Origin of the sequence: Pseudomonas caspiana (assembly GCF_002158995.1) — a bacterium.
GTDB lineage: Bacteria > Pseudomonadota > Gammaproteobacteria > Pseudomonadales > Pseudomonadaceae > Aquipseudomonas > Aquipseudomonas caspiana.
In genome coordinates, this window is the sequence record NZ_LOHF01000017.1 from 18996 (window position 1) to 44655 (window position 25660).

Annotated in this window: 22 protein-coding genes; 10 read left to right on the forward strand and 12 right to left on the reverse strand. The window is 50.9% G+C overall.

The window, feature by feature from the left end; all coding sequences use genetic code 11:
• The first annotated feature begins 57 nt into the window (after nt 1-57).
• The 10 genes from hisC to AUC60_RS18645 all read left to right on the forward strand — a co-directional run bounded on the left by hisC (nt 58) and on the right by AUC60_RS18645 (nt 12467).
• Entirely contained in the window at nt 58-1170 is a 1113-nt protein-coding gene (gene hisC, locus AUC60_RS18600) for a histidinol-phosphate transaminase (RefSeq protein WP_087270839.1), read from the forward strand.
• 28 nt (nt 1171-1198) lie between these two features.
• Nucleotides 1199-3406, forward strand: coding sequence for a bifunctional prephenate dehydrogenase/3-phosphoshikimate 1-carboxyvinyltransferase (locus AUC60_RS18605; RefSeq protein WP_158099140.1), 2208 nt, complete (start codon nt 1199-1201; stop codon nt 3404-3406).
• Nucleotides 3403-4092 (forward strand): (d)CMP kinase, encoded by a 690-nt coding sequence (gene cmk, locus AUC60_RS18610; protein ID WP_087270846.1) that lies wholly within the window; start codon nt 3403-3405, stop codon nt 4090-4092. The genes AUC60_RS18605 and cmk overlap by 4 nt, the downstream gene beginning before the upstream one ends.
• Before the next feature lie 121 nt (nt 4093-4213).
• A complete protein-coding gene (gene rpsA / locus AUC60_RS18615; RefSeq protein WP_027902857.1) occupies nt 4214-5905 on the forward strand; it encodes a 30S ribosomal protein S1 in 1692 nt (563 codons plus the stop codon).
• 361 nt (nt 5906-6266) lie between these two features.
• Nucleotides 6267-6575: an integration host factor subunit beta gene (ihfB, locus tag AUC60_RS18620; RefSeq protein ID WP_087270849.1), complete on the forward strand. Its 309-nt coding sequence runs from the start codon at nt 6267-6269 to the stop codon at nt 6573-6575.
• A 9-nt stretch (nt 6576-6584) separates the two neighbouring features.
• Nucleotides 6585-6827: a lipopolysaccharide assembly protein LapA domain-containing protein gene (locus tag AUC60_RS18625; RefSeq protein WP_087270852.1), complete on the forward strand. Its 243-nt coding sequence runs from the start codon at nt 6585-6587 to the stop codon at nt 6825-6827.
• A gap of 413 nt (nt 6828-7240) precedes the next feature.
• Nucleotides 7241-8692, forward strand: coding sequence for an MBL fold metallo-hydrolase (locus tag AUC60_RS18630; protein WP_087270855.1), 1452 nt, complete (start codon nt 7241-7243; stop codon nt 8690-8692).
• Nucleotides 8693-8970: 278 nt separating this feature from the next.
• On the forward strand, nt 8971-9849 hold the full coding sequence (rfbA, locus tag AUC60_RS18635; RefSeq protein ID WP_087270858.1) for a glucose-1-phosphate thymidylyltransferase RfbA: 879 nt from the start codon (nt 8971-8973) through the stop codon (nt 9847-9849).
• 5 nt (nt 9850-9854) lie between these two features.
• Nucleotides 9855-10778 (forward strand): glycosyltransferase, encoded by a 924-nt coding sequence (locus AUC60_RS18640; protein ID WP_087270861.1) that lies wholly within the window; start codon nt 9855-9857, stop codon nt 10776-10778.
• Nucleotides 10779-11444: 666 nt separating this feature from the next.
• A complete protein-coding gene (locus tag AUC60_RS18645) occupies nt 11445-12467 on the forward strand; it encodes an acyltransferase family protein (protein WP_087270866.1) in 1023 nt (340 codons plus the stop codon).
• Between the two features lie 170 nt (nt 12468-12637).
• Here AUC60_RS18645 and AUC60_RS18650 read toward each other — a convergent pair whose 3' ends face one another.
• From AUC60_RS18650 to AUC60_RS28170, 12 genes are all read right to left on the reverse strand, one after another.
• Nucleotides 12638-13549, reverse strand: coding sequence for a glycosyltransferase family protein (locus AUC60_RS18650; protein WP_087270869.1), 912 nt, complete (start codon nt 13547-13549; stop codon nt 12638-12640).
• Nucleotides 13550-13566: 17 nt separating this feature from the next.
• Nucleotides 13567-14802 (reverse strand): hypothetical protein, encoded by a 1236-nt coding sequence (locus AUC60_RS18655; RefSeq protein WP_144443273.1) that lies wholly within the window; start codon nt 14800-14802, stop codon nt 13567-13569.
• The gene (locus AUC60_RS18660) at nt 14777-16177 is read right to left on the reverse strand and encodes an MBOAT family O-acyltransferase (protein ID WP_087270876.1); all 1401 of its coding nucleotides are present in this window, start codon (nt 16175-16177) and stop codon (nt 14777-14779) included. The genes AUC60_RS18655 and AUC60_RS18660 overlap by 26 nt, the downstream gene beginning before the upstream one ends.
• Before the next feature lie 69 nt (nt 16178-16246).
• Nucleotides 16247-17386, reverse strand: coding sequence for a glycosyltransferase (locus AUC60_RS18665; protein WP_087270879.1), 1140 nt, complete (start codon nt 17384-17386; stop codon nt 16247-16249).
• The gene (locus AUC60_RS18670) at nt 17386-18327 is read right to left on the reverse strand and encodes a glycosyltransferase (RefSeq protein ID WP_087270882.1); all 942 of its coding nucleotides are present in this window, start codon (nt 18325-18327) and stop codon (nt 17386-17388) included. Before AUC60_RS18670 ends, AUC60_RS18665 begins: the two co-directional genes overlap by 1 nt.
• A gap of 11 nt (nt 18328-18338) precedes the next feature.
• Entirely contained in the window at nt 18339-19433 is a 1095-nt protein-coding gene (locus AUC60_RS18675) for an NAD-dependent epimerase/dehydratase family protein (protein ID WP_202973076.1), read from the reverse strand.
• A gap of 19 nt (nt 19434-19452) precedes the next feature.
• A complete protein-coding gene (locus AUC60_RS18680; RefSeq protein WP_087270888.1) occupies nt 19453-21843 on the reverse strand; it encodes a glycosyltransferase in 2391 nt (796 codons plus the stop codon).
• Nucleotides 21844-21928: 85 nt separating this feature from the next.
• The gene (locus AUC60_RS18685) at nt 21929-22573 is read right to left on the reverse strand and encodes an acyltransferase (protein ID WP_087270891.1); all 645 of its coding nucleotides are present in this window, start codon (nt 22571-22573) and stop codon (nt 21929-21931) included.
• Entirely contained in the window at nt 22573-23346 is a 774-nt protein-coding gene (locus tag AUC60_RS18690; protein ID WP_087270894.1) for a TylF/MycF/NovP-related O-methyltransferase, read from the reverse strand. The genes AUC60_RS18685 and AUC60_RS18690 overlap by 1 nt, the downstream gene beginning before the upstream one ends.
• On the reverse strand, nt 23333-24556 hold the full coding sequence (locus AUC60_RS18695) for an ABC transporter ATP-binding protein (RefSeq protein WP_087270897.1): 1224 nt from the start codon (nt 24554-24556) through the stop codon (nt 23333-23335). The genes AUC60_RS18690 and AUC60_RS18695 overlap by 14 nt, the downstream gene beginning before the upstream one ends.
• The gene (locus tag AUC60_RS18700; RefSeq protein WP_087270899.1) at nt 24546-25331 is read right to left on the reverse strand and encodes an ABC transporter permease; all 786 of its coding nucleotides are present in this window, start codon (nt 25329-25331) and stop codon (nt 24546-24548) included. Before AUC60_RS18700 ends, AUC60_RS18695 begins: the two co-directional genes overlap by 11 nt.
• Before the next feature lie 120 nt (nt 25332-25451).
• A complete protein-coding gene (locus tag AUC60_RS28170) occupies nt 25452-25619 on the reverse strand; it encodes a hypothetical protein (RefSeq protein ID WP_238599603.1) in 168 nt (55 codons plus the stop codon).
• Nucleotides 25620-25660 lie beyond the last annotated feature (41 nt).

The window sequence follows — 25660 nt, forward strand, 5'->3', positions numbered from 1 at the left end:
ACAGATAATTGTTCCAATTCAGTAGATTGCATTTTGTTTATAAGAGGTTAGCGACACATGACTGGCGACTTCCTCGCACTGGCTCAGCCGGGCGTGCAAAAACTTTCGCCTTATGTTCCAGGTAAGCCTGTGAACGAGCTGGCACGCGAGTTGGGCATTGATCCCGCAAAGATCACCAAGCTGGCGAGCAACGAAAACCCGTTAGGCCCAAGCCCGAAGGCGCTGATCGCGATTCGCGACGAATTGGCCGAGCTGACGCGTTATCCGGATGGCAATGGCTTCGAGCTGAAAAAGCGCCTCGCAGAACGCTGTGGTGTGCAGATTGATCAAGTAACGCTGGGCAACGGTTCCAACGATATCCTTGAGTTGGTCGCCCGTGCGTACCTGGCTCCGGGCCTTAATGCAGTGTTCAGCGAATTCGCTTTCGCGGTTTACCCGATTGTTACTCAGGCGATCGGTGCCACGGCTCGCGTCACGCCCGCCAAGGATTGGGGGCATGATCTGCACGCAATGTTGGCGGCGATTGATGACGATACCCGAGTGGTATTTATCGCCAACCCGAACAACCCGACCGGAACCTGGTTCGGGCCGGACGCGCTGAGCCAGTTCCTCGCCGCAGTCCCAGAGCATGTGCTGGTGGTGCTGGACGAGGCCTACATCGAATACGCCCAGGGCGGCGATCTCCCCGACGGCCTCGATTATCTGGCTGCTTATCCGAATCTGCTCGTTTCGCGCACCTTCTCCAAGGCCTATGGCTTGGCATCGTTGCGTGTCGGTTATGGCTTATCGTCCGCTGCAGTGGCGGATGTGCTGAACCGCGTGCGCCAGCCTTTCAACGTCAACAGCCTTGCCTTGGCCGCCGCTTGCGCCGCGCTGGATGACGCTGAATACCTGACTCAAAGCCGCCAGTTGAACGAAGTCGGCATGGAGCAGCTTGAGGGTGGCTTGCGCTTGCTTGGGCTGAGCTGGATTCCATCCAAAGGCAATTTCATTGCCGTCGACCTTGGGCGTGACAGTGCTGCGGTTTATCAAGGGCTGCTCCGCGAGGGTGTGATTGTTCGCCCGGTCGCCGGCTACGGTATGCCCAATCATCTTCGTGTGAGTATCGGTTTGTTGGAAGAAAACACTCGTTTCCTTGAAGCGTTGGCCAAGGTTCTGGCGCGTGATTGATGTCATCTCAGTGAAACCAAACCAGCCTATTATGCGGCGCTTGGTGGTTGTGGGTCTCGGTCTGATTGGCGGGTCTTTCGCCAAAGGCATTCGCGAAAGTGGTTTGTGCGGTGAGGTGGTCGGCGTTGATCTCGACCCCCAATCGCGCAAGTTAGCTGTTGAGCTGGGCGTTGTGGATCGCTGCGAAGTCGATCTGGCGGCGGCCTGTCGCGATGCTGATGTGATTCAGCTCGCCGTGCCTATTCTCGCGATGGAAAAAGTGCTGGCGCTGCTGGCGACTTTCGATCTGGGCGATGCAGTGCTGACGGATGTTGGCAGTGCCAAGGGCAACGTAGTCAACGCTGCGCGTATGGCGTTTGGCGGGATGCCGTCGCGATTTGTGCCAGGACACCCGATTGCTGGTTCTGAGCAGAGTGGAGTCGAAGCGTCCAACGCGCAGTTGTTCAAGCGGCACAAAGTAATACTCACGCCATTGCCCGAGACTGATCCGAAAGCTCTGGGAGTGGTTGATCGACTCTGGTCCGAACTGGGTGCTGACGTGGAACACATGGAGGTCGAGCGTCACGATGAGGTGTTGGCCGCAACCAGTCATTTGCCTCACCTGTTGGCATTTGGTCTGGTGGACTCGTTGGCCAAACGTAACGAAAATCTCGACATTTTCAGATATGCAGCCGGTGGCTTTCGCGATTTCACGCGCATTGCCGGCAGCGATCCGGTGATGTGGCACGACATCTTTCTGGCCAATCGCGAGGCTGTGTTGCGCACTCTGGATACCTTTCGAACGGATTTGGACGCGCTGCGTGACGCGATGGTGGCGGGTGATGGTCATCAGTTGCTGGGTGTATTTACTCGCGCCCGGGTTGCCCGTGAGCATTTCGGCAAGATCCTTGCCCAGCGTGCTTACGTAGAGCCAGTGGCGGCCGAGGATCTGGTCTTTATCGCCAGTCCTGGTGGTCGGGTTTCAGGTCAGGTCCGTGTCCCGGGGGACAAGTCCATCTCCCATCGCTCGATCATGCTGGGCTCGTTGGCCGAGGGCACTACTGAAGTTGAGGGCTTCCTCGAAGGCGAGGATGCACTGGCGACGCTGCAAGCGTTCCGCGATATGGGGGTGGTGATTGAAGGGCCGCATCACGGTCGTCTGACTATTCACGGTGTTGGGCTGCATGGTCTCAAGTCTGCGCCTGGGCCGATTTATCTGGGTAACTCGGGTACGTCAATGCGCCTGCTGGCAGGCTTGCTGGCTGCGCAGAGTTTCGACAGTACCCTGACCGGCGATGCTTCGCTGTCGCGACGTCCAATGGGCCGAGTGGCTGAGCCGTTGCGGGCAATGGGCGCAGTGATTGAAACCGCTGCCGAGGCGCGCCCGCCTTTGAAGATCAAAGGCGGGCAGACGCTCAATGGCTTGACCTATGAAATGCCAGTGGCCAGCGCACAGGTTAAATCGTCGCTGTTGTTGGCCGGTCTTTATGCCCAAGGCACCACGACGGTGATCGAGCCGGCACCTACGCGAGACCACACGGAGCGTATGCTGCGAGGCTTCGGTCACTCGGTGAAGGTTGATGGTGCAAAGGTTTCGCTGGAGTCTGGGTCTGGATTGAGGGCTGCGCGTATCGAAGTGCCCGCGGACATTTCGTCAGCAGCATTCTTTATGGTGGCCGCGTCCATTGCCGAGGGTTCCAACCTGTTGCTTGAACATGTCGGCATTAACCCGACGCGCACGGGTGTCATCGATATCCTGCGTCTGATGGGGGCCGACATCACGTTGGAAAATCAGCGTGAGGCGGGTGGTGAACCTGTTGCCGACTTGCGTGTGCGCTCGGCCTCACTCAACGGAATCGAAATCCCGCAGGAGCTGGTACCGCTGGCGATTGATGAGTTTCCGGCGATCTTCGTGGCCGCTGCTTGTGCTCAAGGTCGCACGGTGTTGCGGGGCGCGCAGGAGTTGCGCGTCAAGGAGTCGGATCGTATTCAAGCCATGGCCGACGGTCTGTTAAAGCTGGGCGTCAGTGTCGAGCCTACGCCGGACGGCATTATCATTGACGGCGGTCAGATAGCTGGTGGTGTGGTTGATGCCCAGGGCGATCACCGTATTGCCATGGCTTTCAGTGTTGCGGCGTTGCGTGCGCAAGCGCCGATTCAGATCCATGATTGTGCGAACGTCGCTACGTCGTTCCCAAATTTTCTCGCGCTTAGCGCTCAAGTCGGCATGCGTGTAGCGCAAGAGGGGCAGTTGTGAAAATTCAAGCACCGGTTATTACCATTGACGGACCTAGCGGTTCCGGGAAGGGCACAGTTGCAGGGCTGTTGGCTAAACGCCTCGGCTGGTGTCTGCTCGATTCAGGCGCGCTGTATCGCCTGCTGGCGTTCGCCGCCCGCAATCATGGCGTGGACCTGACCAATGAGGAGGCCCTGAAATTGCTGGCTGCGCATCTGGATGTGCAGTTCGAAACTGGCATTGAAGGGCAGGAGCAGCGGATTATTCTGGAGGGTGAGGACGTTACTCACTCGATTCGTAATGAGCAGATCGGCAGCGGCGCTTCGCAAGTGGCTTCATTGCCTGCGGTGCGTGACGCATTGCTGCAACGCCAACGTGCTTTTCAGGAAGAGCCAGGCCTCGTCGCAGACGGTCGCGACATGGGAACCGTCGTGTTTCCGGACGCGCCGCTGAAGATTTTTCTGACCGCCAGCGCCGAGGAACGTGCCCGTCGACGTTACTTGCAGTTGAAGGCCAAGGGCGATGATGTTAGTCTGTCGAGTCTGCTAGATGAGATAAGTGCACGCGACGAGCGTGACACCCAGCGAGCGGTAGCCCCGCTCAAGCCAGCGCACGACGCTATTCAGCTGGATTCCACCGAATTGTCCATCGAGCAGGTGCTGGAACGCATTCTGAGTGAAATCGCGCTTCGCGATATTGCCGGGTGACAAAGAAGCATGTGGGAGACCAGAAATAGTCCCGCAGGCTTTCTTTTACTTGAACGTAACCCACGTTGTCTGGAACGTGGCAGATGGGCGTATCCTTCGCCCTTGATCAACAGGAATTAAAATGAGCGAAAGCTTTGCAGAACTTTTTGAAGAAAGCCTAAAGACCCTCAACCTTCAGGCCGGTTCGATCATCACCGCTATCATCGTTGATATCGATTACCAGGCAGGCTGGGTGACGGTTCACGCCGGTCTGAAATCTGAAGGCCTGATCCCGCTGGAACAGTTCCACAACGACGCTGGCGATCTGACTATCAAGATCGGCGACGAAGTTCACGTTGCTCTGGACGCGGTAGAAGACGGCTTTGGCGAAACCAAGCTGTCCCGCGAGAAAGCCAAGCGTGCCGAGTGCTGGATTGTTCTGGAAGCGGCTTTCGCAGCTGAAGAAGTGGTCAAGGGCGTTATCAACGGTAAGGTTAAAGGCGGCTTCACTGTCGACGTTAACGGCATCCGTGCGTTCCTGCCTGGTTCTTTGGTCGACGTCCGCCCAGTGCGCGACACGACTCACCTGGAAGGCAAAGAGCTCGAGTTCAAGGTCATCAAGCTGGACCAGAAGCGCAACAACGTTGTTGTTTCGCGTCGCAGCGTGCTGGAAGCCGAGAACAGTGCCGAGCGCGAAGCTCTGCTCGAGTCCCTGCAGGAAGGTCAACAAGTCAAAGGTATCGTCAAGAACCTCACCGATTACGGCGCATTCGTCGATCTGGGTGGCGTCGATGGCCTGCTGCACATCACCGACATGGCCTGGAAGCGCATCAAGCATCCATCGGAAATCGTCAATGTTGGCGATGAGATCGATGTAAAAGTGCTGAAGTACGATCGCGAGCGCAATCGTGTTTCCCTGGGTCTGAAGCAACTGGGCGAAGACCCATGGGTTGCTATCAAAGCTCGTTACCCGGAAAGCACTCGCGTAACTGCGCGTGTTACCAACCTGACCGACTACGGCTGCTTCGCAGAGCTGGAAGAAGGCGTGGAAGGCCTGGTACACGTTTCCGAAATGGACTGGACCAACAAAAACATCCACCCTTCGAAAGTCGTACAAGTCGGCGACGAAGTGGAAGTTATGGTTCTGGACATCGACGAAGAGCGTCGTCGTATCTCCCTCGGCATCAAACAGTGCAAATCTAACCCATGGGAAGATTTCTCTGGCCAGTTCAACAAGGGCGATAAGATCTCCGGCACCATCAAGTCGATCACCGATTTCGGTATCTTCATTGGTCTGGACGGCGGCATCGACGGCCTGGTTCACCTGTCCGACATCTCCTGGAACGAAGTGGGCGAAGAAGCCGTACGTCGCTTCAAGAAGGGCGACGAGCTCGACACAGTGATCCTGTCTGTTGATCCAGAGCGTGAGCGTATCTCGCTGGGTATCAAGCAACTGGAAAGCGATCCGTTCTCCGAGTACGTCACTGTCAATGACAAAGGCGCAATCGTTCGCGGTATCGTTAAAGAAGTTGACGCCAAAGGCGCCATCATCACTCTGGCCGACGACATCGAAGCTTCCCTGAAAGCCTCCGAAATCAGCCGTGACCGCGTTGAAGACGCGCGTAACGTTCTGAAAGAAGGCGAAGAGATCGAAGCCAAGATCATCAGCGTTGACCGCAAGAGCCGCGTGATCAGCTTGTCCATCAAGTCGAAAGACGTTGAAGACGAGAAAGAAGCGATCCAAAGCCTGCGTAGTAAGCCAGAGACCGCTGAGAACACTGGTCCTACCACTCTTGGTGACCTGTTGCGTGCTCAAATGGAAAAGCAGAACTAAGTTCTGACTGGCCATTAGGAAAAGGGCGACTTAGGTCGCCCTTTTTTGTGGGCGCTATTCCTGTAGTTGAGTGGCAGTCGGTTCCAGAGGCTCCCAAGGCTCCGTCGCTTGCCGTTATCTTTTTATCGTGTGGTGGCCGTGATTTGACTGTTACTGATCCTGAATTGCCCTCTAGGCGGCTCCAGTAAGATTTTGCACGTATGTGCTGAACTGCTTGCAATACGCGGCCTGGCGCATTGGAGTCAATATGTCTCTAAAGTGACCGACTCAGAAAAGTCAATACACGGGCTGTTCAAATTCATCTGGTCATGCTAAAACCTTCGGAGCGCTTATCTAGCTGCTTGAAAAAGAAGGGAAAAATATGACGAAGTCGGAGTTGATCGAACGAATTGTCACCCATCAAGGGCTGCTCTCATCCAAGGATGTCGAGTTGGCTATCAAGACCATGCTTGAGCAAATGTCCCAGTGCCTGGCGACAGGTGATCGCATTGAGATACGGGGCTTTGGCAGCTTCTCCCTGCATTACCGTGCTCCGCGAGTAGGACGCAACCCCAAGACCGGCCAGTCGGTCAGCCTTGACGGCAAGTTCGTACCGCATTTCAAGCCGGGCAAAGAACTGCGTGATCGTGTAAACGAAGACGAAGAAGAGGGCCTCCTGGCCTCCCGATAGGAGTAACAGATGCGGATGTTTACACGAGTAATTGCGGCCTTGGTCGCGCTGGCGCTTATCGTGTCGACGATCGTCTTTATTCTGGAGAACCAGCAGAAAGTCTCACTGGTCTTTTTGGGGTGGTCTTCGCCCGAGCTGTTTCTCGCAGTACCCGTCATTATCGCGCTGCTTGCGGGCATGTTGATCGGTCCCTTCCTGGGATGGGTCGTTGTACTGCGTAAAAAGCGGAAACTGGACCGTCGCTCAATCTGATCCAGGGCTATCTGCAACCGTGCAGCTACTCTTGATCATCATTAACAAAGCTCTTCAGCGCTGAACCTGTGAACGTAGTACTCAGCTGAAAGCTTTGCTCATTCCGCTTATTCCTGCTGACACTGCTCGTAGTCCTCCCCATCAAGTTTTGTGGGAGTCGTTACCCAGTGCCGTCGGAAAAATCTACTGATTGCAGTCGCTCAAGCTCTAAAGCCCGCGTTTGCTAGGTAATGGTCTCGCGCTGCAGGCTGCTGAGGATATTTTCACGCCAAACCGTCACCCACCTGCGCCCTTGCAAAGGACTCTCTGCGCGGCAGAATGCGGCCGTTTAAACGGTTGGGATTCGATATTACATGCCGGAACGCATGCAGTTCGAGTTCGAGCATTAGCTGCGTTTGAGTCAGAGGGTATTTATGAGTTATCCAAAAGTTGTCCATCATGGCGGCGTCCAGAGTGTGACGGGTTCGTGTCATCAAGTGAGCTTTGACGAGCATCACAGTGTGCTGGTTGACTGCGGTTTGCGTGTCGAATCTTCGGAGGTCGTCGAGCCGGGGCGGGAGGCGGAAATTGATTTCCCCATAGACACAATAAAGGCCTTGTTGCTGACTCATGTCCATGTGGATCACGTTGGGCGTATCCCTGACCTGCTGGCTGCGGGTTACACGGGTCCGATAATCTGCAGCGAGCCCTCGGCAAAAATGTTGCCGCTCACTCTTGAGGATGCCTGGAAGTATCAGTTTGCTCATGACAGCAAACAGATTGAGCGGTATCTGGCTATTGTTCAAAAGCGGACCATCGCATTGCCCTTCAACACCTGGCATGCACTGATCGATACCCCCGATCTGGTTGTGAGGATCAGGCTGCAGCGCGCGGGTCACATACTCGGCTCCGCTTATGTCGAGTGCGATGTTCAGTACCCCGCTGAGTCACAACAGAAGCGCATCGTGTTCTCCGGCGATCTGGGATCTCGTCTCAACCCCCTGCTAATCAGTCCTGAGTCACCCGAGCGGGCAGACCTGTTGGTTCTTGAAAGTACCTATGGTGATCGCCTGCACGAGGATCGCGATAGCCGTCAGACGCGGCTGGAAAAGATCATCGACAAGGCGTTAGCTGATCACGGCACGATCCTGATTCCAGCGTTCAGCATCGGTCGTACACAGGAGCTGCTATTTGAGATAGAAGACATCTTGCGCCGCAAGTCACTGATCGAAGACCGCGATCCCGCGTTTGACGCCGTTGATGCTGATGGCCTGCCCATTGATTGGCCGCAATTGCCTGTCATCCTCGACTCGCCGTTGGCCAGCCGGTTTACCAAGGTCTACCAGGATTTCAATGGCTACTGGAATACCGCAGCTCAAGAGCGCTTGAATGAGGGCCGCAACCCTCTGGGGTTCAAGCAACTCATCACAGTTGATAGTCATGACAAGCACCAGATGGTGGTGAACTACCTGTCCAGCACAGGCCGACCGGCAATCGTTATCGCAGGCAGCGGAATGTGCTCGGGTGGCCGGATCGTCAACTACCTGAAAGCCATGCTCGGCGACCCTCGTCACAATGTCGTATTCGTCGGTTATCAGGCCAAAGGGACGCCCGGCGCCGCGATACAGAAATACGGGCCGGTAGAGGGTTATGTAGAACTGGACAAAGAGCGGTTCAAGATAAAGGCTGGCACTACCACGGTCGGTGGCTACTCGGCCCATGCTGATCAGTCTGAGCTCGTCAGCTTTGTGACTGGAATGGAGGAGTGGCCTGAGCAGATAACCCTCGTTCACGGAGACGCGAACGCGAAAAAGACGCTGGGTGACGTGCTGGAAAGGAAGTATTCGTTGAAAAAGAGAGCTCTCAAGCTGTCGGTTCCGCAATAACAGGTGTGCAAGGCAGCGATTTGCACTATCGCTGTCTTTGCTTCTAACGGAGCCTTGTTGTCGCATATCAAGGCGGAGGTTATCCTACGCGCCTTTAGCTACTAGGCTCATAGCTATTCTGGGTATAAGAGCTGTTGATTGTGATGGACCATAAAGTTTTCGCATCTTAATTTGTCGAGCGATGTATTAGATCCTGTCTGATGCGATGACAGCTTTCTCAACACGTTGCTGGATCTGCTGCGTGTAGTAACTCCGAACTATTAGGGAAGTTTTCAGAAATGAGTCAGGTAAATCGTAAAGGCATCATTCTCGCTGGCGGCTCAGGCACTCGCCTGCACCCTTTGACCTTGGGTGTCTCAAAGCAAATGCTGCCGATCTACGACAAACCGATGATTTTTTACCCGCTTTCGGTGCTGATGCTCGCGGGCATGCGTGAAATACTGATTATCTCCACACCACAGGATTTACCGAGTTTTCAAAAGTTGTTGGGAGATGGCAGTCTGTATGGTGTTAGCCTGAGCTATGCAGCGCAGCCAAGCCCTGATGGGTTGGCGCAGGCTTTCATTATCGGTGAAGAGTTCATCGGTAGCGATCCGTGCTGCTTAATTCTGGGCGATAACATTTTCTACGGTCAGCACTTCACTGACAATCTGCGCTCTGCTAGCGCCCAGGTGCATGGCGCTACCGTGTTCGGTTATCACGTTTCCGATCCGGAGCGTTTTGGTGTAGTCGAGTTTGATGCCAGTGGCAAAGCCCTGAGCATCGAAGAAAAGCCTCAGCAGCCGAAGTCCAGCTATGCCGTGACCGGCTTGTACTTCTACGACAACCAGGTTGTCGAGATAGCCAAGAACATCAAGCCTTCCGAGCGCGGCGAGCTGGAAATCACAGACGTCAATCTCGCTTACCTCGAACAGCAGACCCTCAATGTGGAAATGCTTGGCCGTGGTTTCGCCTGGCTGGATACGGGGACGCATGAGTCTCTACTGGAAGCCAGTCACTTCGTGCACACCATTGAACATCGCCAGGGTTTGAAAGTAGCTTGCCTTGAAGAGATCGCTTTCCACAATGGCTGGATAAGCGCAGAGCAGCTCGGTGTTCAGGCTGAGGCTTTGAAGAAGACTGGCTATGGCCAGTATCTCCAGAAGCTGCTGGCCTAATCGTCATGCCGGTAAAGCACCCCAAGATTGCTGTTCTACTGGCAGCCTACAACGGTATGCAATGGATCGAGGAGCAGCTGGCTTCGATTCTGGCCCAAATAGATGTCGACCTGACGGTTTACATCAGCGTTGATCTTTCTACAGATGACACAGAAGCTTGGTGCCTGGATTTTTCTGAAAAGCATTCTGCTGTGGTAGTGCTCCCTCCAGCTGGTAGGTTGGGTGGGGCTTCACGCAACTTTTTCCGACTTATCCGCGATGTTGACCTGATTGACTATGACTTCGTGGCGTTTGCCGATCAGGATGATGTCTGGGATCTGGACAAGCTTTCGCGCGCGACGCAGGCAATCCTAAGCCGTAATTTAGACGCCTACTCCAGCAATGTTATCGCCTTCTGGCCCGACGGCAGAGTCAAGCTGGTAGACAAAGCGCAACCTCAGGTGACGTGGGACTATCTGTTTGAAGCCGCGGGCCCTGGTTGCACCTATGTGATGAGCCGCGGGCTGGTAGCGAGTTTGAAGACTTCAATCCTGGCTAACTGGGAGAAGCTGCAAGAAGTAAGCTTGCACGATTGGTATTGCTATGCATTTGCGCGTAGCCATAATTTTAAATGGTTTATTGATCCTCAGCCGTCAATGCGCTACCGCCAGCATGATTGCAACCAGTTTGGTGCGAACGCTGGTATCAGGTCGTTTGTTGCCCGGTACAGAATGATCCGGAGCGGCTGGTGGTTCTCCCAAGTTCAGACGATTGTCGAATTGGTCGAACCAGAGTGTCATCCGCTCATCACGGGTCGATCTCCACCGGGGCGGTGGCAGCTAATAGAGCTCTCCTTTAGTGCTGGAAAGTATCGCCGTAAGAGTCGCGACAAGTTTTTTTTCTGTTTGATTTGCTGGACAGCAGCAGTGATCGGAATAGGAGGAAGCTAAGATCGATGGTCACCTTTTCTTAGGCTAGTTTTAATCTAACCTTTAGTAGCGAAAGCGCTCTGTTTCCCGAGTTTGCCGAGTTAGTAAATACCCTGCATGCGGCAACGACATTAATGGTGGACTACATTCTCGCAACTGCGTTTTTTTCCAGACTTGCCGTGATAATAGGTAAAACAAACTATTTGCTCTATCTCATGTGCTGGTGGCTTATTGTCTGTTTTTAGTGAGGTGTTTTCTGGTGAGATTGGCACGCTGCATATTTGGGATCTGTCCGTGGGGCAGTAGTACTAGCTTAATATTGGACGGCTTTTTCAAAAGTCTTAACGTAATTAAAGTGGCTACCCCCATTAGCAACGAACTTCGGGATGGCCAGAGAATGTGGGGCTGCCAAACGTTATCGCTCTTAGGTACTTAGCTAGTAACGGCATGCTATGCCCTCGATTTCCTGATTGGGCATCCTTGCCATGACGTTCTGCCCCCCAAGGTCAAAAATCTATCTCTATCCGGGTTTATCGACGGCCAATTGACTGCCTAGCGGTCAGGAATGCCTAAGACCAGTCGTACGTACTTCCATCCTGGCGCAAAAAAGATCCACGATGGGCTTAGACTAATGGGTTTGCAAATGCCATCATATCCGCCTTTCTACAAAACTGTGGTTTCCGTCGCATGAGATACAACCTTCATTCAAAAACGATTGATGCCCTGCGGGGAATTGCTGCAGCCGCGGTGTTCTTTGATCATTCAGATACATCGGGTCTTGCTACTAATGCCTGGTTCTCTGCTCATAAGGGGCTAATGGGCGATTTTGGAGTCTACGTTTTCTTCTGCCTAAGTGGGTATTTGATTTGGCAGTCGGGCACACGCCTTATTGGAACGCCGGGTGGCTTAAAGCTTTACGCCATTCATCGTTTCACCCGTCTAGTGCCATTGTATTTTATAAATATACTCGTTGTAACTACTTTGCTGAGTTACATTGGCAGTCGTTGGACGCCTAGTTATGATGCTTGGAGCATCTTTAGGCATCTAATTTTTTCGCAAGACCTTTATCCGTCTGTAGCGAGAGATATTAATCCTGTTTTGTGGACGCTCACCCATGAAGTGATGTTTTATATTTTAGTCCCTGTTATATTGCTTGCGGGTATACGCGACAAATATGTAATTTTGGCTGGATCATTTATAATTTACTGGGTGTTCTTAGCCAGCGGCTGGTTAAGTTATTTTAAATTCTCTCAGATTTTCTATGCTTTTGCGCTTGGGGTATTTATCGCCGAGGCAAGTAACAAGGCAAGGGTGATAGTATGTTTAGCTGCAATTTCAGTGGCAGTTTATGCATGTGTCGGTAGCACCTTACATGCTTACAGTGGTCGCATCATAGCCATTGCCTTTGCATTGACCTGTATTACACTTACAAAAAATAAAGAATGTAGCCAAGCGGTGTCATGGTTCTTGTCGCCACTTGTATTTCTCGGCGTGATCTCTTACAGCATTTATATATGGCATTACCAAATAATTTATGTCGTTGAGTACTATTATCCATTCTTCAATCGGCACATCCCTGGATGGTCGCAGTATGGTCTGGTTAGTGGGGTGATAGTGTGCTTGATTTGTATTCTTTTTTCATATATCTCCTATGTTTTGATTGAGAAACCATCAATGGGGAGGCTGCGTATGATTATGGAAAAAAAGTAGAGGAATAATAAGCGTTCTTCTAAATATGACTTTTGATTGCTCGTACGTTCCTCAACGAAAAAGCCCGCTTGCGGCGGGCTTTACGAATACAGACAACTAAATTTCAAGCTTCTGTTATTCGATTCATAATACGTAGTCGTGGAGCAGGCACGCGATGGTATGTGGTTTGGTTAACCTTTGAGGTATGCCAGTTTTAGTATTTGCTGTGCACGAAGCATTTTTGACAGGAGAATTTTCAACTTTCCAGCACGTGGCGCCATAATCGTATAAAAGGGCGGTATGAATTTTATATCCGATAAAATGTCTTTGATAGATGGTTTCCATGTCGCGATCGAACCACTTGAGAGCTGACTTGCCAAGGAAGGTCGAACATGGCCTTGCTCAATTTCCCTACTCAGCTCCTGTTGTGATATGAAACCACATGACAGTGCCCGCAGTAGACAATCTACCCATAGGTTGCCGTTTGCGTTGTTCATAGAAACCCATGGTTGAGTGTTCATGTCTGTATAGTGAAGTAAGCAAGTAATGTTTTCTTCATAATATTCTAATGAATTCCAGGCTTGCGGAAGGGAGTAGGCTACTGATTCCGCTATCTCCATATCGAACATCAGCCTCGTGTAACTCAATGTGCCGTTATCCAGCTTATTAACTATATCCTCTATATTCCATTGCAATCGGGCGCAGTCCATTAATACAACACTGAACTGGGGACGCCGTTGCTCCGTGCCATTGCTCACTGTCTGCAAGTCACTGCCATTAAATGGACTGTTCCAGACAGCGGCGATGTCATGAAACACCTGCATGTCGGCATCCATGTAAATTGCTCTGCCCTTATAGCCGCACAGCTCGGGGATTAGAAAGCGCTGGAAGGAAAACGGTGTGCGAGCCCTATTAGCAGCGTCTTTAGGTACGGGAATAGCGCGCGCATGGGTGTAAATAGCAGATAGTTGCACGGGCAGCGCCGTGCGTTCGCGAATTGAGAACTCAAGAACTTTCATTGGCAGCCACTCGGCGGGGGTAGCTGCAACGAAAATCCGTACCGCGTCAGTATCATCAGCGTGAATGGATATTGGTGCTGTCATGCTGGTTCTCCTGAAGACTAATGTCCATTACAAGTGGCTGAGGCATCAAGTTTTTGATCAAGCTTGGCACGCTGAATTAATGGCTCCAGGATATGTTCATTTCGGAAGTCTTCATGGCCTTGCTCGAGAGCCAGCATTAAAAGCGCGCTGCCTCGACAAGTTCCCATATGATCTTCATCGCTAAACAGCGTCCAGTCCTGAATCAATCCAACCTCTGGTTTATCCAAGTCAATAAACGGTACCTGATACTTAGCCGACAGGCGTTTGAGGTCAGCCACATGCTTATTAAGGCCAAACTGTTTTTGAAAGCTGTACAGATCTGCGCGGACTGGTGGCTGAAAGTAAACAATATTTATATTATGTAATTGTCCCCAACGGGCAAACATCTCGAACATTCCGTCCCATGGCTCGCTGCTCGGGATGTCCCTCAAACGCTGAACTTTGATGTTGTCAATCTTCACCTCGGGAATTTGCTTTTCCCGTGCAGTTAGTATGGGCAAATCATCTTTTCGTTCGCCTAAAGTGTTCAAACCTCTCAGCATGGGATCGTCCGCTGTGCGAATTTCTCCCTGTCGCTGAGTGAACAACGTCGAGAGCCTCAATTGTCCTCTGTACTGATTTAAAGCAGGCTTCCAGCTAAATGAATGGCGATCTAACAGTTTGTCCGTGGAGGCAAATATTTCTGCGCAGCCTCGCACCTCTGAGTCAGCACAAAGCCCTCTCAGCGACTGCAACAATGGCATATATTTCAGATGATCGGGTTCAATAATGAGCTGGCTGGGTCTTCTCAACAGCAACGAAGATTCCACGTATAGGGTATTAAGGTTGGGGAAGCGTAACCGTAGAATTTCCGCTTGTAAGATCAAGCCGTAGGATATTTCACTGTAAGAATTTCCTGCACCGATGACAGTACCATTCAGTCCTAGATGACTTGGTTGTAGAATCTTTGATCTAGAGGTACCCACATAGCCGGTCACGATTTTTTCAGGTTCGGTATTGAGATTAAAGAGCGCCACGTTGTGGCCAATAGTCTGGTTACCTATTTCCCGACCAGAAATGATCATCTCTGGCAGACGAGCCATTAAATCTGGCACTGATTGCTTAGGGTTTTCAATACCATGGTAGTGAAATCGAGTTGCTGTTTCTGCAAGCAAAAACAAAATTACAATCATTAGTAAGGTTAGCAGGTAGAGCTTTGCCAGACCTGCGCGTGTGCGCCGCTTGCCCTTAGAATTGAAAATATATGAAGTCATTTCCGTCTACATAGTAAATATAGGAGAACACCGCCAGCGCGGAGAAGGTAAGCGCGCAACTCAATGCTTTAAAGGTGGTTATATCAGTTTGATAAGTTGTTCTATGAATAAGCCATTGCAGCGGAATATAGATCAAGAGCAGCTCATAAAAGACTGAGTCAATCTTGGTTTGTGTCCATGCGGCTGAGAAATTTCCAATATTTGCAATAATCTTGAAGGCGGTGTGCGTATCTGTCGCGCGGAAAAATATCCAGGCGATAAATACCACCATCATGGTTAAAAGCCAAGACAAGCCAGGGATCATAAAAACTCTGCGGGCGAGCGCGGCAGGGTGTATTTTTTCATGAAGGCGCTGGCCCACAAGCGCCGCACCATGAATGGCACCCCATATAATGAAGTTCCAACTGGCGCCGTGCCAAAGGCCGCCCAAAAGCATTGTAAAGAATAAATTGCGATGGGTTTTCCATTCGGCCGTAGTCCGGGATCCCCCCATTGCGATGTACAAGTAGTCACGAAGCCAGTTGCTCAAAGTGATATGCCAACGACGCCAGAACTCCTTGATAGAGCTAGAAGAGTAGGGGGCATTGAAGTTATATGGCAACACGTAACCGAATAGTAGCGCGGCGCCGAGCGCCATTAATGAATAACCCCAGAAATCACATAGTATTTGTACCCCGAACCCAATGACCGCCATTAGGTTGTCCAGCCCGGAATAATGCTCTGGGGCTTCGAAAATAACGTTCACATAAGGCGATAAGCCATCTGCGATGCCACATTTTAAAGCAAGGCCAGCTATGAAATAGTAAAGGCCATTATAGATCTGAACAGAGTCAAAAGACTGTTTTACCTGGATTTGCGGTAGAAACTGAGCAGCACGACATATCGGCCCTGCTATTAAATGAGGGAAGAACAGTACAAATATTGCGAACACCACCGGGCTTTTGACGTGCTCAAATTTTCCCGTGTATATATCTACATGATAAGATATAAGCTCAAATACGTAGAAAGAGATCCCCAGCGGAAGGATGATCTTCAGTAAGCCAATTTGATAGTCAGGGTCATAAAGTTCACCCACTGCTTGAATATTTTCCAAGAAAAAATTCATGTACTTAAAGTAACATAACAGCGACAAATTCAATACGCACGACGCCACGAGCCACGCGCGATCACGAGTTGAAGCGATCTTGGAAGCAATAATCCAATTTACGGCGATGACACCGACTAGCATCAAACCGAAGGCTTTGCTCCAGCTAAAGTAAAAGTAGAGACTTGCAATTAAAACAATCCACTGCCGTCCTTTCAATGAAGGGCATAACCAATAGCAAGCTAACGTCGCTGCCAAGAGCGCGATATATTCCATCGAGTTAAAAAGCATTCGCACTCATTCTCTTGTAATGTATAACTTTTACGCATTGTGAATGCCACTGTTGGCGCCACGACAGCGTCATTTGCGTTGCCCCATTGCCTGATTAACTACCTGCAGTACCTGTTTCTGCAGTGTCTCTTCAGAAAATTTAGTCGCACAGTACTCCCTGGCACTTCGCAGTGCAGAAGCTCGTAGCTCATCATCATCAAGCATCTGCTTGATTGACTGGTACCAATCAGTCTCTACCAACAGTCCGCCATTGGGCGGCATGACATTGCGGTAAACGGCGATATTGGAGGCGACGACTGGAATACCGGCAGCCGTGTATTCGACAAACTTGGTTGGAGCTTTGCATAGGTTGAATGGCTCGTCGACTAAAGGAGCCAAGCCGATATCCCAATTCAGAGTAGCCAAAGTAGTAAGAAACCCGCTATAGGCCTGGTTTACCTTGTGGCTTTTTACTCGATCACCGAAACGTAGTAGTTCACTAGGCATCTGAATAGTGCCGAAAACCTCGAAGCGCAAATCGTCACGCTCTTCCAGGAGCCGGGCAATGGAAGGACTTACAAGCTCAAGATCTTCCTGATGCCCTTTAGATCCCATGTAACCAAATACTTGGCTGGTGCGGTGACGTTTTGGAATCTCGCCAACCTGGGCCGCCATGTATGGCGCATACATGCCGAAGAATACCTTTTGCTCCGGATAGAGTTTCTGGAGATGTTCAGCAAGGTAAGGTGTTGATGCATAGATCAGATCGCAGCTCCCAAGAAGGTATCTACGCTGCTCAATAACCTGGGTTGCGCCCTGAACTTTTTGAATCTCCGCCCCAAGGGAGTGCGGGATTTCGAGTAAGTTATCGTCAATGTGGTAAATGACTGGCACGCCTTGCTGCTTGAAGTAATCCAGAATCTCTTGACCAAAGGGGAGTCCGTACCGCGTCATGATCACGACGTCAGGGCGAAACGATGCATTCCAAGAGACCCAGATTTTATCTTTACTTTTCTTGACCAGATTTTGCGAAGCGACGGCGAAATTGACTTCGCCTCGCTTATGCACCTCATTCAGAGGAATATCAAAGCTTATGTAGTAGGTAGCGTTAACGTGCTCAGTAAATATCAGCACGTTCGGGACGCCCTGATTTCCTGCCTTGTAGATGTCGAACCCGGTCGGGTCCGGTTGGGAGGATTTACCGAACAAAGACTTCAGAAAAGCGAGCATCAGCGAGCGGCCTCGCTATGGCCATTGGCTTCGGCGGCCTTTAGCTGCGCTTCGTACTCTTTAATTACCCGTTGTCTTTCACGTTTAGCTTCATAAACTGCTTTATGTGGTACATAGCCCGACAGTCTATCGAACGCAGCATTCTTCTTGTCCCACACTTTATGCAGGAATGAAGGTATAAAGTGGCGGTATTTGATGTCATTGATCAGCGACGGTCTGAAATACCCGAGTTTGATTTCAGCTTCGATTGCCGCTTCGGTCAAGGTTTTGTCAGCGAGCATTCGACGAACCTCTTTAAACCAGACCCATGCGAATTTATTGCCGCAAGCAGACCATGGTTGAGTGTATACGTCGGTGTAATGGATCAATCTTGTCTCTTCGTCCCAGTGCTCAAGGCTGTTCCATTCAAACGGCACACCATACTTGACATGCTCTTCGTCAAGTATCACTAGCTGGGACATCAATTGATCGTAGTCATAGCGACCTTCATCCATGCCTCGGACGATCTCTTCCACATCCCAGTCCAGTCGTTCGCAATCAAGCAGCATTACAGCACACTGTTTCTTACGTTCTTTGGGAGCTCCCACTTTTTGAGTGGTGTCATCAGTGTGTTTGACTTCCTGCTGAATGATGATCTTTGCACCATCAAACGGGATGTCCCACAGCTCCCTGATATCGCGGAGCACGAGCATATCGGCGTCCATATAGATCGCCTTTCCCTTGTAACCACTGAGCTTCGGTATGCAAAATCGGCTAAAGGAGAAGCCTGTCCGCTGACCGTTCCTGGGATCGGTCGGCACGGGTACTGGCAAATCGAGCATAGGGATCACTTCGACTTTCGCCGTCGTATGCCGTTTGATCGAGTACTCGAGAACCGGCACGGCTAGCAGCTGTGACCGATCCACGCCAACATAAACCCTGATGACTTCGTCACTGGACACGTGATGCTCCTTTAATTCTGTACGTTGCTATATTCGATTTTTGCCCATTCAGCCAACCGAGTGACGCCTTCCTGGACGCTGATCTGCGGGTGCCAATTCATCACTTCGCTGGCAGCAGAAATGTTGGCGCATGCGTAGCGGATATCTCCGATCCGGAACGCACCTGTTACCTCAAACCCGTCGTCGGGTTTACTTAAGGCACGCATCAGCATTTTCGACATCTCAAGAATCGATACTGGCTCACCGCTTCCGATATCGAGGATCGTACCGTGTTTCACGGCGGAGCCTCCAGCTAGAACAAGTGCGCTCACGATGTCATCGACATAGGCAAAGTCTCGAGCAATATTGCCATCTTCATATATAGCCAGCTTGACGCCGGACAATATTTGGCGCGCGAAAATGGACAGGACACCCGTGTAAGGATTTCTTAGTGACTGGCCTGGCCCGTACACATTTTGGAACCTTAGAATCACGGCATCCCAATCTGCCCCTTCTCCGGCCTGACACAGCAGATACTCCTGCATGAGCTTCGTCGAGGCATAGATGGATGCGGGAGCAGGGGGCAGACCTGCGTGGCTCGGAATGGGCTCGACAGGCAGCACGGCATTAGAAGGAACGGGAACCGAAAAATCACCTGTTTTCATGGTTTCCGGCTCACGCGGGAGGCCTACAAATTCGGTGCCATTCGCATCCCTGTATCCACCTTCACCATAAACGGCTCGTGATGCAGCCAACACAACTTTTTTAACCGCTGATTGAGTGCGCAGTGCTTCAATCAGGTTGGTGGTACCAATTACGTTAACAGCGCAATAACGTGTTGGCTCGTCATACGATTGCCCCGTCCCGGTTTCGGCTGCCAAGTGGTAAACGATATTAGGATTGCAATCTTTAACAGTTTCTGTCAGCGCGGCAGCATTGGTAACGTCGCCTTGAACGAAGGTCACATTGGCCCCAAAATTGGGCGCAACTGGCTTATCACCGTGTACCTGCGGGTGCAGGTTGTCAAAAACCCAAATTTTGCACGAAGGGTTTTTCTTCAGAAGCGCGGCCACCAGGCGTGAACCAATAAAACCTGCACCACCTGTCACCAGAACATTCTCAGTCATTTCAAATTCCATATTAAAGCTAAGCAATCAAGTCATCGAGTATTTTAGACGCCGTTGGCCCCGCGATTATAGCGCGCCTTACAAAATCTAAAGATTCAGGGTCGGGGTAGATTTTGTTTTGGAGGCCAAGGACGAAATCCGCCCAGTCCTGAGTCTTGCGTATCTGAGGTAGCGGTGTGTAAGCACTCAGTGCCAAGTCGTGGGCGACTAGAGCTACAGGCAGCCCACGACGGGCGGCATCTAGAGCCACTGTAGAAGGTGAGGTAATGACTGCTGCCATTCTTCCCATTAACTGATCTGCTGTGTAGTTCTGCCATTCTCTGTTTTCAGGATCGACGATCACGATATTCGGCGCGGCTGGACGATCACCCTTGTATCGCCGAGTCAACCATAAACCCGCGTTATGAGGTTTAATTAAAAATATATAGTCAGGAAAACGCGCTGCTAAATTCTGCACGCCATCAAGAAAGAAATTTCGATATTCGTCGCTGTAACGGTGCCAGTGGAGGTTCTCGAAAACGCCGACAACGGTTTTGTCTGATGCGATGAACTGATCTAGTTCGACGTTTTCCTGACTTACCAGTTTTGGACATCCTATGGGGACACATTTCTCTCTGGTTGAGAGGTTTACATCGGGGTGCAGGGTTTCAAGCGGTCCCCAAATGTATATTTTGGAGGACGCGAAATTAACTTTTTGAATACTATGAATTTCATCATTGTAGGTTAACCCTACGTTTTCGAAACCGTGTTGTAATGTTGCAGTCTTCAACCCTGCCTTGTTTGCACGATCAGTAATGGCGCGTGTAAAGGCGTGGGGAGCCAGATTGGTTTCAGTTGCGGAGAGCAGCGCTTTCGTCCCCCGGTGTATAGCAGGAAAAATAGCCGATTGATTTTCTACGATTGCGACCGGGAAAACGTTAATCCCGTGGAGCCTGCGGAGTGTTAAACTTGACTTATTAAGTAGGGTGGCACTGCACCAAACCTCAAAAGGTAATGTTCGTTTCTGGGCCGTCATGATAACTGGCATCAGGATGTCCAGATCCTGAATTAGATGAAGTACAAAAATGACCTTCGGGACTTGCTCCTCCGCAATCACTCGCCCGGTCGTTTGCGTGATGGTACCAAGCCATAATTGAGCAATTCTGTCCGGACTGAAATGCATAGCAGCTAGTTCCTGGCCGTGCTTTACGTCCCTCAATACTTCGCTGGCGGATGAAAGATAACGCTTGAGCCCGCCAAAAAAATCATCAACTACGATCGCGCCATGCAGTGGAGCAAGCGCAGGCGTATTGGTAGCGACTACTGGCAGACCATGAATAAGTGCCTGAACGGCACGGTTGGCAGACTTGCAGATGCTGAACGGATCCAGTGAGTTGGGTAGCAACACCACGTGCGCTCGCTGCATCTCTAGCTCAATCGATGATTTCGACCAAGGAACATAGCGAGAAGGTATGTTCAGGGGAAGTATATAGGTTTCGTATTTAACCCGATCGTTACTAACTATCACCAACTCTACATCGTAGTCCTTGGCGATTGACTCAAGTGCACTTTTGATCAGGACAACATCACGAATTCCAAAGTTTGCGTAATCAGCGCCATGATTTCCGAACCACAGCAGTTGTTTGGCGGTAGGCGACGGCTGCGCGACAATGTGCGGCGTCTGATTTGATTGCTTTAGTCCGTTGCCGTCGCGTTTGGCCATGCGGCGCTGCAGTATCATGCGGGCCTTTAGTACCAGATAACCGGCGACTCTACGTGTTTGTCGTACGTAGAATCCTGGTCTGAGCAGCGAGCGCCAGCGCCGTGCAATTTTCTTCAGAACACCGGAAATTGATACGGCTCCGCAAAGCTTCGCCAGCTTTCTGAATTTAATAACTAACGGATGCGAGGGTAGGGGCGTACGCTCTTTAGCTGCATCTAGCGCGACCTGCAAGCATCGGTCCAGTGAAGTATTGGTTTCAGGACTTAATACACCGTCTGGAATGATGTGTACTGGCACGCCTCCAGTGTAACTTTCGATGGCTGCTGCCAGAGGAGTTGTCGTGACGACGAAGCCGCTAGCCAATTTGGCGATTGCCTTGAACATGTCACGGGGGACATTTGCCGAGTACTTTCCATAACCGGGAACAAATATATTGTCACATAGATCAAATATCACCGGGATATTCAAACGGCTGGCACGTTGCATGAGCCCGTAACATTCAACGGAAAAATCCTTGACGACGATCAGGATATCTAGCGACTCAAGCGGTGGAGGGTTGCTTCTGTGGAAAACCTCGCATTTGTGGCCTGCCGCCTCAAGCGCTACAGCGGGAAGAATCGCGCGGTATCGAATACTGGCCACATCAAGTGAAAGGGACGTGACACACCATCCGATTACTAGCGGTTTATCCCCTTGAACGTTACTCACCGTTGCCACTCCCCTGCCCAAAACATTAACAATTACTGATTAAATACCTTTATTTATTTCGACGTGCGGTAACATTTTACCGCAGCTAATCGTTTTTTTCGTCGAGAGCCGGGTATTCGAAGCCAGGGCGATACTTGATGAGTTTCGCGGGCACTCCTCCCATGATGGATCCCCGCTCGACAGATTTGGTCACGACCGCGCCTGCTGCGATGATTGCGCCGTCTTTGATGCAAACGCCATCGAGTATCCGGCAGCCTGCGCCAATCCAGATGTCGTTGCCTAAGCTGATACCCTGGCGAGTAAGACCTTGTTTAGCTATGGGGACAGTCGAGTCGTCGTAAATGTGATTCGCGGGAATAATGACGGTGTGCGCTGCGATGCGTACATAGTTACCGGTTTTTAATCCGCCATGGCCATAGATGACACAGTAGGGATTAACAGAGTTGGATTTACCCAACTCGATTTTTCCACCTGGCCCGGTCTCTAAAATAGCACCGTGCTGAATAATGCTACCGTCACCGATGACGATACTTGCATTAACATCGGTGCAGATAAGCCTGGCACCCGGCTTGATGACGACTTTTTTCCCCAGCACGATATTCGCAAGATAACCTTCAAAATGAGCTTCCGAGGACACTTGGGCCCCTTCTCCTATTGAAAAATCAAGTGGCGCTGTGGGCTCTTTCTTAGGGTAGAAAAACCGTTTCAATTGGGAGAGCAGCGAAGCCATCAATACTTCACCACGTATGCCTTTGTCCGATTTGCACCATCATCGCCATACCGGATTTGCGCAAGCTTCTCAGGTTTGTCTGCAAAGAACTTGTCGATTGCTTTGCCTGCCATGGGGTAGTTGATAGAGTTATAATCGTCGAAGAAAATGACCCCGCCTCGCACCATACGCGAGTAAAAATACTCAAGACATTCGATGTGTGGCTCGAACAAATCGCAGTCAATATTGACGTAGTGATAGCGCTCTTCGTTTAATGTGGGCAACGTTTGGCTAAAGAGTCCTTGGCGCAATTCAACATGGGTGCTCAACCCCGCTTCGTCGACTAATTTCTGTACGCCTGAGAGAGACGTCTCAGTGAATAGGGTTTGATTTCGATATATAGCATCTGCCGGGGCATGCTGCTTGTCCTCTTCGGACAAGGGCGGTAGGCCGCTGAAGGTATCCAGCCCGAGCATCTTGAACGGGATACCAGATTCATGAGCCAGCTTCGAGCAGGCTATCAAGCTGCTTCCGGTAAACACCCCACATTCTACGGCGTTGAACCTGGAAAGCCTGCGGATACCCAAGCCCCAGAAAAAATCGCCCCATGGGTTTTTCTTTTTTTTCTGGCGTTCGTTCCGCAGGTAATTAGCTATTGCAAGCTGGAAGCCGTGGAGTACAGGAATCCGTTCAAAGAAAATCTCGGAAAAAGGCGGAACATGGGGGAATTCAAGCGACGCATTGAATTTGGGTTTCTTTGGTTTCTTTGGTTTCACTGCTTCACTGCTGGTCATGATTACATACCTTGGACGTGGAAAGGGTCAGACCAAGATTTACAATACCTGTCTGACCTGACACTGAGGCAATGTCAAAATTGAAAAAGTTTTGTGACATCTCTAACGGCACTGCTGCGTCTCCAACAACCTCGTTGACGATGTAGCTGAAGAAGTACTTTCCGCCGAGCAGGTGGTGAGAGAACGAAAGAGCAAGGCTGTATTCCTCACCCTCTACCACGTTATGGAGCATTGGCCCAACTTCGGATCCGTCAATGGCGCAAACGTTAATGCCTGAGCTGTTACGGATTCCAAAGTTGAACGCGACGCATTCTGAAGACTGCGCCGCTTTGAATATTCCCGTGAGCACATACTGGTGGCTGTCGGCTTTATACTCAAGGGCGAAATCCTGAATCATTTTTGTCGCAGACGCAGCGTTATTCAAAGACGATTTACCCTTGGCACGGCTGCCGGGTTCGTTATCACTGCGCACATTTTTATAGACTTCAATCGCCTCAAAAACCGAGCCGTCGTGAATTTTTTTACCACCTTCAATAACGATTGCCCGGGTGCAAAAATTCGCCAGCAGGTTTTGATTATGCGTGACTAACAAGAATGTCTGTCCGGAGTCGCGCATATCGCGGATCTTGTCATAACATTTCATGCGGAAGCTGGCATCACCTACCGCAAGTGTTTCGTCAATGATGATGAGGTCGGCATCTACGTGTACTGCGCAAGCGAAGGCCAGGCGTGACTGCATGCCAGATGAGTAGGTCCGCAAAGGTTGGTCGAAATAATCCCCTAAATCTGCGAAGGCAATGATATCGGCGATGCGACGGTCGGTTCCCTGTTTGTTGATCCCTTGGATGCTGCAAAACAGGTAAGCATTTTCTCTGCCGCTGAAGCTCATATTGAAGCCGGCGGTCAGGCCGAGAAGTGTGGCGATTCGGCCGTGTCGCGCGACAGCACCTTCGGTAGGTTCTATTACATTGCCCAGAATCCCCAGAAGTGTAGATTTGCCTGCCCCATTACGTCCGATGATCCCGACGGTTTCGCCGCTTTGTACGCAGAGGCTGATGCCGTCCAGCACCTTCTTTCCACCCACAGCTTTTGATGTCCGCTTAAGCAGCGCATCCATGAAAACAGTCGTCGGTCGCAAGGAGCTAGCATAGCGCTTGCTGATATTTGTCGCTTCGAGCAGTAATTGATCGCGCTTATTCTCAGACGACATCGGCTACCACTCCTTTGATTCTATTGAACAGCCACTTAGAAAACACAATCAAAATAACCGCAGCGGCCATGAGGAGCGAGAGCACGATGACAGAGGGTCCATGTCCAAAAACCAGCGCGTTTCTCAAGGGTTCGACAATCACCGTCAAGGGGTTGAGCCAAAGTAAAAATCGATAGGTCTCGGGTGCAAGGCTCAATGGATAAGAAATGGGCGCTGCGTAGAACAGAACTCGCATCAGTAGCCTGACAGCTTCTGAAATGTCCCCAATGAAGGGGCCGATAACAGACAAAATCAGAGAGGTTGAGGAAATGAGAGCGACTATCGGAATCAATAGAACCAACGACCAGGCTATGCTTTGCCAGCTTAAAACTGAGTAGATGAGGCACAACACCAACACAATCGCCGCATAGATTATACCGTGCACATATGCGCGCATCAGGTTGGCGAGCCAGAGTACCCATAGAGGAAAGGGGGATTTTACGACGTATGTTCTTTTGCTCGAAAATAGCGTCGTGGATGAGTTAACAATGTCCGCGAGCAGCAGGTAGACAGATAATCCGATGAAAAACGGTAGAACGAATCCTACAGAAGTTGTAGACCCGGGTTCGTTCCAGCTAATTTTTAATATACCGCTAAACACGATCGTGTATACGCAAAGTAAGCACAGCGGTGTCAACAACATCCAGAAAATACCTAGAAAAGACCGTTTATACTTAGCCTGCAGGTCGCGCCTTGCTAAATCCCACGCTAATCTGACACATTCCGCAAACTTCATACCTACCCCAAAAATTATACAACTGGCGTCAGACCTACTTAGTCAAGGCGCATAATTATAAAGAGGCCCCGGAGAAAAAGCGAGTAGGCGTGTAGCGGATGCTGCTGGGTGGCTGGATTCTTAACCTTGCATTGCCCAAAAGCTACCTGACAGACCGCCGTCATTGAAAGCTGATGGTTCTTTGCGGGCGAGATTTTGAGCTGCAGCATCACCTGCTGCCTGATTGAATGGCGCAATCCTACGAGCTTCAGCAAGCTGGCAGAAGCCTTCCCCATCCAGAAGGCTCATCTTGCAGACTGTGCCCGCTGGCCTGCTTTTCACGAGTTACT